We start from the raw sequence: 13,181 nt of genomic DNA, 5'->3' as shown, positions 1-13,181 counted from the left end.
CAAGATGCAGCCCAGCGTTCCCGCCACCACCCCGCAACACGACCAGGCCGCCCAGCTGGCGCGCGAACTGCGCGGCATCGACTGGCTGCAGCTGCTCGAGACCTGGGGGCTGCGGCTGCTGGCGGCGCTGGCGATCTTCATGATCGGGCGCTGGCTGGCGCGGCGGATGAGCACCGGCCTCGGACGCGCGCTCGGGCGCGCCAACGTGGACGGCACGCTGAGCGGCTTCCTCGGCAACATCGCCTACGCGGTGATGCTGGTGCTGGTGATCATGACCGCGCTGGCTGCCATCGGCATCCCCACCACCTCGATGTTCGCCGTGCTGGGCGCGGCGGGCCTGGCCGTGGGCCTGGCGCTGAAGGATTCGCTGTCCAACATCGCTTCCGGGGTGATGCTGATCGTCCTGCGACCGTTCCGCGCCGGCGACCACGTGGTGATTGCCGGGCAGGAAGGCACGGTGCTGGAGATCCGCGTGTTCCAGACCCGCCTGCGCGCGTTCGACCACCGCGTGGTGATCCTGCCCAACAGCGAGATCACCACCGCCCCGATCGTCAACCATTCGCAGCTGCCGCAGCGGCGCTTCGATATCACCGTCGGCGTGGGCTATGACGACGACCTGCACAAAGCCCGCACGCTGCTGCTGCAGATCGCCGGAAGCGACCCCAAGGTCCTCAAGGACCCGGCGCCGGTGGTGCAGGTGGTCAACCTCGGCGAAAGCAGCGTGGACTTGACCCTGTTCGCGTTCGCCCGCAATGAAGACTACGGCGATGCGCGCAGCCGGGTCGTCGAGGCGATCCGCAACGAGCTGATCGGCAACGGCCTGAACATCCCCTACCCGCAGCGCGACCTGCACGTCTACCACCGCGACGCCGACGGTCGCCCGATCGCCGACATCCTGCTGCGCGGCGTGGCCGACGACGGCGACCGGCCGCAGAGGCAAACACCGCCCGCCGCCAGCTGAGCGGCCTGCAAAGCGTCAACCCGCGGGGGATCAGTCGGTCGCCAGCCCCGCCAGCACGCCCATGTAGCCACGGTAGTGGCGCAACTCTTCGATGGAGTCGTGCACATCGCTCAATGCGGTGTGTGACGATGTCTTCTCCACCCCGGCAAGCACCTGCGGCGACCAGCGTCGCGCCAGCTCCTTGAGCGTGCTGACGTCCAGGTTGCGGTAGTGGAAATGCCGTTCCAGCGCGGGCATCAGCCGATGCAGGAAACGCCGGTCCTGGCAGATCGAATTGCCGCACATCGGCGAGGCATTGGCCGGCACCCATTCCTGCAGAAACGCCAGCGTACGCGCCTCGGCCTCGGCCAGTGGCACGCCCTCCTCCAGCACGCGCCGCCACAGCCCGGACTTGCCGTGCTGGTTGCGGTTCCAGTCGTCCATCGCCTCCAACGTGGCCAGCGGATGGGCAATGGCCAGTTCCGGGCCCTCCGCCAGCACGTTGAGCTGGCCATCGGTCACCACGGTGGCGATCTCGAGGATGCCATCACGCTCGGTATCGAGCCCGGTCATTTCCAGGTCGATCCAGATAAGGCGGTCTTGGGAGGGATCGGCAGACATGGGCTCGCGCACTTGTGTTGGTGACGGCATGATAGCCGCTTGCCGACGGGACGCCGCATGCTGCAGACCACCGCCAACGCCATTGCCCACCACGCGATCCTGAGCGCGATGCTGGCACCGGCCTTCTTCCTCACCGCCACCGCCGGCCTGCTGGCCTCGGCCAATACCCGGCTGGCGCGGGTCGTGGACAGGCTGCGCGTGCTGATCGCCGGCTGGGAGCACGATGCGTCCGATGCCGGCGAGCGTCGGGAGCAGATCCTTCGTCACCGACAACGCGCGCACCTGGTACTGCGCGCCTGCCGGCTGCTGTACGGCGGGCTTGCCAGCTTCGTCGGCACCAGCCTGGCGCTGGCCGCGGATGCATTGCTGGGATTCAGGATGGGCGCCCTCCCAACCGCCATGGCGGTATTGGGCGTGCTGTTCCTGCTGGCTGCCAGCATCGCGATGTGGCGCGAGGTCAGCCTGGCGGTGAAGAGCTTCGATCTGGAAATCGATTACAGCATGGCCAAGCCGCGGCGTGCGGCCGGCGCGCCGCCCACCGGCGACCACTGACACGGCCCGGGCATCAGCCGCTGGCGCCCTTGCCCCGGCGGGCGCGGAAATACGCCGTCAGCATCGGCCCGGAAACCTCCGCCAGCACGCCACCGATCACTTCGACGCGATGGTTGTGGCGGGGATCGGCCAGCAGGTCGAACACACTGCCGGCGGCGCCGGTCTTGGGGTCGAAAGCGCCGAACACCACCCGCGCCACCCGTGCATGCACCATCGCCATCGCGCACATCGCGCACGGCTCGAGGGTGACGTACAGCGTGCAGCCGACAAGCCGGTGATTGCCCAGCGCCTGCCCGGCGCGGCGCATCGCCACGATCTCGGCATGCGCGCTGGGATCGCATTCGGCGATGTTGCGGTTCCAGCCCTCTCCGACCAGATTGTCGTCGACATCCACCACCACTGCGCCGACCGGGATCTCGTCGTCCTCGCGCTGCGCACGTTCGGCCAGCGCAAGGGCGTGGCGCATCCACGCGTGGTCGCTGGTCGTGGTCGAATCCGGATCAGTCATGGGCAGACCTCGTTTCGTTCGGGGTTCATGCGGCCGTCCATGGCGCAACGTCCCTGCCTTCGGATCGCCCGGCCCGGCCATCCATGGCCTGTCAATGAACCGCTTGCGCGCCATGGCGCGCAAACAAGCGGTTCATTCCCATTCGATCGTCGCCGGCGGCTTGCCGGAAATGTCGTAGACCACGCGCGAGACGCCGCGCAGTTCGTTGATGATGCGGTTGGATACGGTGCCGAGGAAGTCGTACGGCAGGTGCGCCCAGTGCGCGGTCATGAAATCGATGGTCTCGACCGCGCGCAGCGCGATCACCCATTCGTAGGCGCGCGCGTCGCCGACCACGCCCACCGACTTCACCGGCAGGAACACCGCGAACGCCTGCGAGGTCTTGTCGTACAGGCCCGCCTTGCGCAGTTCGTCGATGAAGATCGCATCGGCCCTGGCCAGCAGTTCAGCGTATTCCGGCTTCACTTCGCCAAGGATGCGCACGCCCAGGCCCGGGCCGGGGAACGGATGGCGATAGACCATCTCGCGCGGCAGGCCAAGCGCCACGCCGAGCCGGCGCACTTCGTCCTTGAACAGCTCTCGCAGCGGCTCCACCAGCCCCAGCTTCATGTGCTCGGGCAGGCCGCCGACGTTGTGGTGGCTCTTGATGACGTGGGCCTTGCCGGTCTTGCTGCCGGCCGACTCGATCACGTCCGGGTAGATGGTGCCCTGCGCCAGCCACTTGGCGTTCTTGAGCTTGTTGGATTCCTCATCGAAGATTTCGATGAACAGGCCGCCGATGATCTTGCGCTTGGCCTCCGGATCGCTGACGCCAGCCAGCGCCTTGAAATAGCGGTCGGCGGCGTTGACGCGGATCACCTTGATGCCCATGCCACCCTTGTCGGCCTCGTTGGCGAACATGGCCATGACCTGATCGCCCTCCTGCCAGCGCAGCAGGCCGGTGTCCACGAACACGCAGGTCAGCTGGTCGCCGATGGCCCGGTGCAGCAGCGCCGCCACCACCGAGGAATCGACGCCGCCGGACAGGCCGAGGATCACTTCGTCGGAACCGACCTGCTCGCGCACGCGGGCGATCTGGTCGTCGATGATGTTGGCCGCCGTCCACAGGGTCTGGCAGCCACAGATGTCCACCGCGAAGCGGCGCAGCAGCGCCTCGCCGGCGGCGGTGTGGGTCACTTCCGGGTGGAACTGCACGCCGTAGATCTTCTTCGCGTCATTGGCGAAGGCGGCGATGCCGAGGCGATCGGTCTGCGCCGTCACCACGAAGCCTTCCGGCGCACGGGCGACGTGGTCGCCGTGGCTCATCCACACGTTGCGCAGCTCGGCACTGGTGGCCACCGGGGCCAGCAGCGCGTCGTTGGCGATGATCTCCAGCGCGGCATGGCCGAATTCGCGCTGGTTGCCGGCCTCGGTGGCGCCGCCCAGCTGCACCGCCAGCGTCTGCATGCCGTAGCAGATGCCGAGGATCGGCACCCCTGCATCGAACACCTGCCGTGGCGCCGCGGGGCAGCCGGCTTCGGTGGTCGACTCCGGGCCACCCGACAGGATGATGCCCTTCGCGCCGAAGGCCGCGATCTCGGTCGGATCGTGGTCCCACGCCCAGATCTCGCAGTACACCCCGAACTCGCGGATGCGGCGGGCGATCAGCTGGGTGTACTGCGCGCCGAAGTCGAGGATCAGGATCTTGTCGGTGTGGATGTTGGTCATGTGCTGGCAGTTTTTCGGCATTGGATACAACAAAGGGAGTCTTGCGGCTCCCTTTGCGTGGATGGATCACCCGGCCCGGTAGTTCGGCGGTTCCTTGGTGATCTGCACGTCGTGGACGTGGCTCTCGCGCTGGCCCGCACCGGTCACCTTGACGAATTGCGGCTGTGTGCGCATGTCCTCGATGGTGGCGCAACCCACGTAGCCCATGGTCGCGCGCAGGCCGCCCATCAGCTGGTGGACCACGCCCGACAGCGGACCGCGCACGGGGACGCGGCCCTCGATGCCCTCCGGCACCAGCTTGTCGGCGTCGGAGGCGTCCTGGAAGTAGCGGTCCTTCGAGCCCTTCTCCATCGCGCCCAGGCTGCCCATGCCGCGGTAGCTCTTGTAGCTGCGGCCCTGGAACAGCTCGATCTCGCCGGGCGACTCCTCGGTGCCGGCGAACAGGCCGCCGATCATCACGCTGGAGGCACCCGCGGCCAGCGCCTTGCCGATGTCGCCGGAATAGCGGATGCCGCCGTCGGCGATCAGCGGGATGCGGTCCTGCAGCGCGGTGGCGATCATGTCGATGGCGGTGATCTGCGGCACGCCCACGCCGGCGACGATGCGGGTGGTGCAGATCGAGCCGGGCCCGACGCCCACCTTCACCGCGTCCGCGCCCGCATCCATCAGCGCCAGCGCGGCGTCGCCGGTGACGATGTTGCCGCCCACCACCTGCACCTGCGGGAAGCGCTTCTTGACCCAGGCCACGCGTTCGATCACGCCCTGCGAATGGCCGTGCGCGGTATCCACCACCACCACGTCCACGCCGGCCGCCACCAGCGCTTCCACGCGCTGCTCGGTGTCGCCGCCCACGCCGACCGCGGCGCCGACCAGCAGCCTTTCGCTGGCGTCGTAGGCAGCGTTCGGGTTGTCGGACTTCTTCTGGATGTCCTTGACGGTGATCAGGCCGCGCAGCTCGAAATCGTCGTTGACCACCAGCACCTTTTCGATGCGGTGCCTGTGCAGCAGGCCCATCACTTCATCGTCGCTGGCGCCTTCCTTCACCGTGACCAGCTTTTCCTTCTTGGTCATGATGTGGCGGATCGGATCATCCAGCTTCTTCTCGAAGCGCATGTCGCGGCCGGTGACGATGCCGACCAGGTGGCCGGACTCGTCCACCACCGGCACGCCGGAAATGTTGCGGGCGCGGGTGAGTTTGAGCACCTCGCCGATGCTGGTGTCTGGGCCGACGGTGAACGGGTCGCGAATCACCCCGGCTTCGAAATTCTTCACCCACGCCACCTGCGCGGCCTGCGCCTGCGGGGTCATGTTCTTGTGGATGATCGAGATGCCGCCGAGCTGCGCCATCGCCACGGCAAGGCGCGCTTCACTCACGGTATCCATTGCCGCCGAGGCGATCGGCAGGCGGATGCGGAGGTCGCGGGTGAGGCGCGTTTCCAGCGAAACGTCCTTGGGGAGGACGACGGAATGCGCGGGGACGAGGGAAACGTCGTCGTACGTCAGTGCTTCAGCCAGGATGCGGAGCATCGGCAGACCCATGAGAAGTGGGGAAGCGCGTCATTGTAACCCTTTTTTCGCTTTCACTCCCGAAACCCGGGCCGCAGCCACTCGCAGGATCGGCCACGGGCCGACCTCGCAAGTCGCTCCCCGATACTCGCTTGGTTGCGAGGCCGGCCCGTGGCCGATCCTCCCAACCAGCAGCGCGCCGTGCAGGAAGAACCGTCAGTCCTTCGCGTCCGCCAGCTCCGCGGCTTCCAGCGTGTTCTGCATCAGCGTGGCGACCGTCATCGGCCCTACCCCGCCCGGCACGGGCGTGATCCAGCTGGCGCGCTTGGCCGCTTCGTCGTACCCCACGTCGCCGACCAGCCGGCCATCGTCCAGCCGGTTGATACCGACATCGATGACCACCGCGCCCGGCTTCACCCACTCGCCCGGAATCAAACCCGGCCGGCCCGCCGCCACCACCAGGATGTCCGCTTCGCCGACGTGGCGCTGCAGCACCTCCATCGGGGTGAACTTGTGGCAGCTGGTCACCGTGCAGCCCGCGATCAGCAGTTCCTGCCCCATCGGACGGCCGACGTGATTGGAGACACCAACAATCGTGGCGCTCTGCCCGCGCACCGGCCGGTCGGTCCATGCCAGCAAGGTGGTGATGCCGCGCGGCGTGCACGGACGCAGGCCGAACTGGCGCAGCGCCAGATGGCCGACGTTCTGCGGATGGAACCCGTCCACGTCCTTGTCGGGATGGATACGCTCGATCAGCGCGCTGGCATCGCGGATGCCCGGCAGCGGCAGCTGGATCAGGATGCCGTGCACCCGCGGGTCTGCATTGAGCTTGTCGATCAGCGCCACCAGCTCGGCTTCGCCGGTGCCCGCGGGCAGGTCGTAATCGAAGGCCTGGATACCGACCTTTTCCGCGGCGCGCTTCTTGTTGCGCACGTACACCGACGAGGCCGGGTCGCTGCCCACCAGCACCACCGCAAGGCCGGGCCGCGACTTGCCGGCCGCCAGGCGCGCATCCACCTGCGCCTTCAGGGTGTCGAGAAGCGCGTCGGCGATGCGCTTTCCATCGAGGATTCTTGCGGTCATTCGGTGCGGCTGCGTAACGGGCGGGTGCGCATTATCGCGCAGCCGGTCCGTGTGGCCTATTCCGAACCCTGCAGCGGCGCGTCCGGCTGCGGCGCCTGCGGCACCACCTGGCCCGGAGCCGGGCAGCGCGGCACGCCCGAGCCCACCACGCAGTTCACGCAGCAGGTGGGCGCCACCGGCGCGCTGGGCAGGAAGCTGGGTGGCTCCACCGGGCCGATCTTCGCCAGCTCAGCCTGCGGCTTGAGCTTGAGCACCGCGGCCCAGTCCTGGCGGTTGAAATTGCACGCGGCCGCCGTTTCCGGCGAGCATTCCACATCGCCATCGGAACGGCGCGGCACGCCCCACAGCTGGCCCTGCGCGTTGAGGTTGAAGATGCGCATGGTCACCGCCTGCTGCACGTTGCCGCCCACCGCATAGGCCTTGCCGTCGGCGATGGCGACAATGAGATCGCAGTGCATCGCCAGGCTGGTGGTGCTGCCGTCGATGGCCTTCAGCAGTCCATCGTGGCCGTACACGCGGCCGGTGCGCACGTAGCAGAGCATGTCGCCGGTTTCCAGCTTCGCCGACATCGGTTCCATGAAGCGGTACGGGCTCCCCGCGCCGTCCATTCGTGCCGCCCGCACGTAATCGAAATGGCTGGCCGAGCTGCGGAAGCCGGGCACGCCGGCACGCTGCATCACCCAGCTTATGAAAGCGGCCGACCACGGGTTGTCGATGACGAAGCCGCGACAACCAAGACCCGGGTACGCAAGGTTGAGCGCGGCGTGACCGCAATCGCTGGCACCGGGCTTGAACCCCATCGGCGACAGCAGGCCGCTGGCCTGCCAGTAGAACGCCACCCGCCGCCACGGCGAGCCGCCATCCTTCAGCCCGTTGGCTTCGGCCTCGTAGGCATTGAGGCTGGCCAGCCTGCCGTCGGCGTCGATGAACGGACGGTTCCAGCGCAGGTGTTCGTCGCAGGCGATGGCGGCGATCCGGGTGGCCACCTGCGGGTCGGACTGTCGCTGCGACAGCGTCGGGCACTGGTCGTTGGCAAACGCCTGCCCGGCGAACAACAACAGGCATGAGGCCAGCAGGCGACGCATCCATGCGAAATCGATCATCAGTCAGCTCCGGCGCACAGCGCCATGTAGTCGGGATAGCCAGTAAAAGCGCGATCCGGCGCGCAAACCGGACACTGCGGGTCGGCCTCCACGCGGAATTCGCGGAAACGCATCGCCAGCGCGTCGAACTGCAGCAGCCGGCCCGCCAGCGATTCGCCGATGCCGAGCAGCAGCTTGATCGCCTCGGTGGCCTGCAGCAGGCCGATCACGCCCGGCAGCACGCCCAGCACGCCGGTTTCGGCGCAGTTCGGCGCGGCCTCGGCCGGCGGCGGCTCCGGGAACAGGCAGCGGTAGCACGGCGCCTGCCCACGCCGGCGGCCGGCATCGAACACGCTGGCCTGGCCGTCGAAGCGGTGCACCGCGCCGTGCACCAACGGCTTGCCAAGATGCACGCAGGCGTCGTTGAGCAGGTAGCGCACCGGGAAGTTGTCGCCGCCGTCCAGCACCACGTCCACGCCTTCGAGCAGGCGTTCGACATTGCCCGCGGCAACCCGTTCGCGCACCGGCTCGATGCGCGTGCGCGGGTTGAGCGCGGACAGCGCGATGGCCGCGGACTCCACCTTCGGCATGCCGATGCGGGCGTCGGCGTGGAGGATCTGCCGCTGCAGGTTGCTGCGGTCCACCACGTCGTCGTCGGCGATCCGCAGGTGGCCGATGCCGGCGGCGGCCAAATAGAACGCCGCCGGCGCGCCCAGCCCGCCCGCGCCCACCAGCAGCACGCGCGCGGCCTCGAGCTTCCGCTGTCCCTCCAGGCCCACTTCCGGCAGGCGCAGGTGGCGCGAATAGCGTTCGCTGAAATCGGCGTCGATGTCGGGCTTGCGCATCGGCAGGCCGGCGGCCTCCCATGCGCGCGTTCCGCCTTCCACCGAGGCGAGGTTGCGATAGCCCTGCGCCTGCAGCGCCTGCACGCAGGCCAGCGAACGCACTCCGGCCTGGCACAGCAGCAGGATTTCGGCGTCGCGATCCGGCAGATGCGCATCCGGATCTTTCAGCAGGTCTTCGCGAACGATGCCCAGCGCGCCCTCGGCCATGCCCAGCGCACGCTCATGCTCGGCGCGCACGTCGACCAGCAGCGCACCCGACTGCAGGCGTGCATGGGCGGCGGGAGGGGAAAGACAGCCGTTGCTCATGCGGGAGATTATCGCCCGGGCGCTGCGGCCCGTCCTCGCGCGGCGTTCACTCGGGCGCGCAGCCGGCGGCCGCGAGATCGTCGGGCGTGTTGATGTTGCCGAAACGCAGCCCGGCAAACGCCACCACCGGCAGCGCCAGCACCGCCTGCATCGCCCGCACCGAATATTCACCGTCGGCCAACGCAGAGGCCAGCGCGGCGCGCAGCGCATCCAGGCGATACAGCGCCACCAGCGGCTGCAGGCCGTCGTCGTCGCGCGCCACCGCACCCTGCCCGCCCGCCTGCGCCAGCATCCGCGGCAGCGTGATGTCGGCATCGATGATGTCCACCGGCAGGGTGAACAGCCAGGGCGTGGTGCAGGCCGCCGCCAGCGCGTCCAGCCCGCCCAGCGGGCCAAGATCGGGCCGGCGATCCATCAGCGCCTGCAGGCCATGCCGCGCATGGCGCGGCAGGTCGCGGTTGGCGCTGACCAGCACCGCGCCACATTCGTCACTGAAGCGATGTGCGATGCGCAACACCTGCGGCACACCGTCGCGCTCGATCCAGGCCTTGTCGCGTCCGCCCAAGCGGCTGGCGCGGCCACCGGCCAGGATGCCGAGACTCAGCTCTTCCGCTGCCAGCATCAGCCGCCGCGCTTGACGTGCCGCATCAGCCGCCGCTTCTTCTCGATCTGGCGGTCGCTCAGCACATTCTTCTTGCCTTCGTAGGGATTGCTGTTTTCCCGGAACACGAAGCGAATGGGGGTTCCCACCAGCTTGAAGCGCTTGCGGAAGAAGTTTTCCAGGTAGCGCTGGTAGGTGGCGCTGAGCGTCTTCAGGCGGGTGCCATGCACCACGAAGGTCGGCGGCGTGTCGCCACCCGGATGGGCGAAGCGCAGCTTGGCGACGTGGCCGCGCACCACCGGCGGCGGGTTGGCGGTGTAGGCCGCCTCGATCGCGCGGGTCACGTCGGCGGTGCTGAACACATGCGTGGCCGACGCGTGCGCGCGGTGGATGGCCTTGAACAGTTCGCGCAGGCCGGAGCCGTGCAGCGCGGAAATGCGCACGCGCTCGGCCCAGTCCACGAAGCTCAGCTTGCGCGCCACCAGCGCCTCGGCCTGCTGGCGCTCGTAGTCGGTGCGGCCGTCCCATTTGTTGAGCACGATGACCAGCGCGCGCCCGGCATCCAGCACCGCGCCCAGCACGGTGGCGTCCTGGTCGGTGACGCCTTCGCTGGCATCCAGCATCAACACCGCCACCTGGCACTGCTCGATCGCCTGCAGGGTCTTGAAGGCGGAGAACTTCTCCACCGCCTCCTCCACCCGCGCGCGCCGGCGCAACCCGGCGGTATCGATCAGGCGGTACTTGCGGCCATCGCGCTCCAGGTCCACCGCGATCGAGTCGCGGGTAGTGCCGGGCACTTCCGAGGCGATCATCCGCTCCTCGCCGAGGATGCGGTTCACCAGCGTGGACTTGCCCACGTTCGGGCGGCCGACGAAGGCGATGCGGACGCGGGTCGGGTCGTCGTCCAGCGTCTCCGTGCTGCCGACTTCCGGCAGCAGCGCCGCCGTCCTTGCCAGCAGCAGGTCGATGCCGGTGCGGTGAGCGCTGGAGACCGGCAACACGTCGGCAAAGCCGTAGCGCGAAAATTCGGCCTGCGCCGTGCGCTGGTCGATGCCATCGGTCTTGTTGACGATCAGCAGGGTCGGCTTGGACAGCTTGCGCAACCAGCGCAGGATGTCGTCGTCCAGCGACGAGGCGCCTTCGCGGCCATCGACCACGAACAGGATCAGGTCGGCTTCTTCGGCGGCGGCGCGCGACTGCTTGGCGGTGGCGCCGGCCAGACCTTCGTCCTGCCCGCCGATGCCGCCGGTGTCGACCAGCACGAACGGCCGCCCTTCAAGCAGCCGGCACACGCCGTAGTTGCGGTCGCGGGTCACGCCCGGCTCGTCGTGCACCAGCGCATCGCGGGTGCGCGTCAACGCGTTGAACAGCGTGGACTTGCCGACATTGGGGCGCCCGACCAGGGCTACGAGGGGAAGCATGGATCAGACCTTTGGCGACGGATCTCCGTCGCATTGTTCGATAGGGCCCGGACAAGGCCCGGGCGAAACAACAGCGGCCCCGGCAGGGTAGCCGGGGCCGCGTGGATGTGCCAGCCGACGCAGGCTGGCGGAGCGAATCACTGCAGCGCGAACGCAGCCAGCTTGCCGTCCCTGCTCTGCACCACCAGGACGCCGTCGGCGACCACCGGCCTGCCGACGATGGCATCGCCCATCTTGCTGCGCGCGGCAAATGCACCGTCGTTGAGGCGCAGCCAGTGCAGCACGCCGTCGAGATCGCCGACCACCGCGTAGTCGCCCTGCACCGCCGGCGCGGACACGTTGCGGTTGGCCAGCTCCGACTGCTGCCACAGGCTGCCGCCGCTGTTCTTGTCCAGGCCGACCACCATGCCGCCCTTGTCGGTCACGATCACCGCCGAATTGCTGATGGCGGCACCACGCGCACCGCCGTGGTCGCTGGTCCACATCACCTGCCCGCTGGGGCCGTCGATGGCGACAGTGCGGCCCTTGTAGCTGCTGGCGAACAGGGTGGTGCCTTCCAGCACCGGCGCGGCATCGACGTCGGCCATGCGCTCGAGTTCGGTGCGGCCGTCGGCCTGGGCAACCGGCGTCGACCACAGCACGTTGCCATCGTTCATGTTCAGCGCGGTCAAGGTGCCGTTGTCGCCGCCCACAAACACGATGCCGGGGCCGAGGGTGATGCCGCCGGTGCCGCGCACGGTCAGTGCCGGCGACTCGACGCTGTGGAACCAGCGCCGCGCGCCGGTCCCGGCGTCGAACGCGGTAACCCGGCCGTCATTGGAATGCACGAACACCATGCCGCCGCCGATTGCCGGCGCGGACAGGACTTCGTTGCCGACCTTGGCCGTCCACTTCTCCTGGCCATCGGCGGCATTCAGCGCCACGACCTCACCTTCCAGGCCGCCAACCACCACCAGCCCGTCGCCGGCGCCGGGGCCGCCGCTCAGGCGCGCTTCCTTCGATTCGTGGTGCCAGAGCTGGGCGCCCGAGGAAAGCGTGTAGGCGCTGACGCCGCCATCCACCGCCGCGGCGTAGACGTTGCCGTCGAGCACCGCCGGCTGCTGGCCGATGCCCAGCCGATCCTCGCCCTTGCCGACCGACACCGACCACAGCTTGTTGACCTTGGCACTGGCGGTGAAATCGACCAGCTTGGCCGGCTCGCCGGTCTTGTCCTTGTTGCGTCCGCCGAACAGATTCTTGACCGAACTGCAGCCCGACAGCATCACCGTCGCCAGCGTGGCGGCAACCATTACGCGCAGGAAACCTCGCTTGTCCATCAACCGTTGCTCCCTGCATGCGGCGGAGTGCCGCCCGCCTCGATCAGTTTCATTGCGATCAGCCGGTGCTGCGGATCGGCCACGTCGACCAGCGCCAGCGCCTTGCGATAGGCCTCCTGCGCCTTGGCCTTGTCGCCCAGCGAGAACTGGGCGTCGCCGCGCACATCCAGCATCGCCGCATTGCGTTCGTCGTCCAGCAGCGCCAGCGCGTCCTTGGCCTTGCCGGCGTCGATCAGCAGCCGCGCAAGCCGCTGCCGCACCACCGGACGCAGGTCGGCATCGACCTTGTCCAATCCGCGCAGCGTCGCGATGGCGTCATCGCGCTTGCCGGCATCGACCTGCGCCTTGGCCAGCTGCAGCGCCGCCAGCGTGGCCAGCGTCGGGTTGTCCTTCTGCAGGCCGGCGACCACGCTCTTGCCCTTGTCCGCCGGGATCTTGCCGGCTTCGAGTGCCTCGCTGGCCTGTGCGTAGGTCGCACTGGCCTGCATGCCGCTTTGCAGCTGCTGGTCCTGCCACCACTGCCAGCCGGCGATCACCGCCAGGCCAAGCCCGACGCCACCGATCAGTCCAAGCGCATTGCTGCGCAGCCAGCTGCGTACTTTTTCGCTCTGTTCGTGCTCGTTGAGCAGTTCGTCAATCGCCATGCTGCCTCTCGCCCGTCATCCTGACGGGACGTTATGTTCTTCTGTTTCC

At 68.5% G+C, this 13,181-nt stretch carries 13 protein-coding genes; 2 read left to right on the top strand and 11 right to left on the bottom strand.

What is annotated here, in order from left to right:
- Positions 1 to 4 precede the first annotated feature (4 nt).
- The gene (locus E5S66_RS07565; RefSeq protein ID WP_138348631.1) at positions 5 to 961 is read left to right on the top strand and encodes a mechanosensitive ion channel family protein; all 957 of its coding nucleotides are present in this window, start codon (positions 5 to 7) and stop codon (positions 959 to 961) included.
- Between the two features lie 30 nt (positions 962 to 991).
- Here E5S66_RS07565 and orn read toward each other — a convergent pair whose 3' ends face one another.
- On the bottom strand, positions 992 to 1,561 hold the full coding sequence (orn, locus tag E5S66_RS07560; RefSeq protein WP_138348630.1) for an oligoribonuclease: 570 nt from the start codon (positions 1,559 to 1,561) through the stop codon (positions 992 to 994).
- Between the two features lie 57 nt (positions 1,562 to 1,618).
- Between orn and E5S66_RS07555 the strand changes: the two genes are divergently transcribed.
- On the top strand, positions 1,619 to 2,113 hold the full coding sequence (locus tag E5S66_RS07555) for a DUF2721 domain-containing protein (protein WP_138348629.1): 495 nt from the start codon (positions 1,619 to 1,621) through the stop codon (positions 2,111 to 2,113).
- A gap of 13 nt (positions 2,114 to 2,126) precedes the next feature.
- Here E5S66_RS07555 and tadA read toward each other — a convergent pair whose 3' ends face one another.
- The 10 genes from tadA to E5S66_RS07505 all read right to left on the bottom strand — a co-directional run bounded on the left by tadA (position 2,127) and on the right by E5S66_RS07505 (position 13,132).
- The gene (gene tadA, locus E5S66_RS07550) at positions 2,127 to 2,621 is read right to left on the bottom strand and encodes a tRNA adenosine(34) deaminase TadA (protein WP_138348628.1); all 495 of its coding nucleotides are present in this window, start codon (positions 2,619 to 2,621) and stop codon (positions 2,127 to 2,129) included.
- A gap of 132 nt (positions 2,622 to 2,753) precedes the next feature.
- Positions 2,754 to 4,328: a glutamine-hydrolyzing GMP synthase gene (gene guaA, locus E5S66_RS07545; protein ID WP_138348627.1), complete on the bottom strand. Its 1,575-nt coding sequence runs from the start codon at positions 4,326 to 4,328 to the stop codon at positions 2,754 to 2,756.
- Positions 4,329 to 4,394: 66 nt separating this feature from the next.
- Positions 4,395 to 5,855: an IMP dehydrogenase gene (guaB, locus tag E5S66_RS07540; protein WP_138348626.1), complete on the bottom strand. Its 1,461-nt coding sequence runs from the start codon at positions 5,853 to 5,855 to the stop codon at positions 4,395 to 4,397.
- Positions 5,856 to 6,050: 195 nt separating this feature from the next.
- On the bottom strand, positions 6,051 to 6,917 hold the full coding sequence (folD, locus tag E5S66_RS07535) for a bifunctional methylenetetrahydrofolate dehydrogenase/methenyltetrahydrofolate cyclohydrolase FolD (RefSeq protein WP_138348625.1): 867 nt from the start codon (positions 6,915 to 6,917) through the stop codon (positions 6,051 to 6,053).
- A gap of 56 nt (positions 6,918 to 6,973) precedes the next feature.
- On the bottom strand, positions 6,974 to 8,020 hold the full coding sequence (locus tag E5S66_RS07530; RefSeq protein ID WP_138348624.1) for a DUF2272 domain-containing protein: 1,047 nt from the start codon (positions 8,018 to 8,020) through the stop codon (positions 6,974 to 6,976).
- On the bottom strand, positions 8,020 to 9,150 hold the full coding sequence (gene moeB, locus E5S66_RS07525) for a molybdopterin-synthase adenylyltransferase MoeB (RefSeq protein WP_138348623.1): 1,131 nt from the start codon (positions 9,148 to 9,150) through the stop codon (positions 8,020 to 8,022). The genes E5S66_RS07530 and moeB overlap by 1 nt, the downstream gene beginning before the upstream one ends.
- Positions 9,151 to 9,196: 46 nt before the next feature.
- Positions 9,197 to 9,772 carry a molybdenum cofactor guanylyltransferase gene (gene mobA, locus E5S66_RS07520; RefSeq protein ID WP_138348622.1) on the bottom strand — a complete coding sequence of 192 codons (576 nt, stop codon included), beginning with the start codon at positions 9,770 to 9,772 and terminating at the stop codon, positions 9,197 to 9,199.
- Positions 9,772 to 11,172, bottom strand: a complete 1,401-nt coding sequence (gene der / locus E5S66_RS07515) for a ribosome biogenesis GTPase Der (RefSeq protein WP_138348621.1) — start codon at positions 11,170 to 11,172, stop codon at positions 9,772 to 9,774. The genes mobA and der overlap by 1 nt, the downstream gene beginning before the upstream one ends.
- A 137-nt stretch (positions 11,173 to 11,309) precedes the next feature.
- Positions 11,310 to 12,488, bottom strand: a complete 1,179-nt coding sequence (gene bamB, locus E5S66_RS07510; protein ID WP_138348620.1) for an outer membrane protein assembly factor BamB — start codon at positions 12,486 to 12,488, stop codon at positions 11,310 to 11,312.
- Positions 12,488 to 13,132, bottom strand: coding sequence for a YfgM family protein (locus E5S66_RS07505; protein ID WP_028838265.1), 645 nt, complete (start codon positions 13,130 to 13,132; stop codon positions 12,488 to 12,490). The genes bamB and E5S66_RS07505 overlap by 1 nt, the downstream gene beginning before the upstream one ends.
- Positions 13,133 to 13,181 lie beyond the last annotated feature (49 nt).

Origin of the sequence: Thermomonas fusca, from assembly GCF_005862345.1 — a bacterium.
Lineage (GTDB): Bacteria > Pseudomonadota > Gammaproteobacteria > Xanthomonadales > Xanthomonadaceae > Thermomonas > Thermomonas fusca.
Note: the sequence above shows the minus strand (reverse complement) of the source record. Positions and strands in the feature narration are given on the sequence as shown.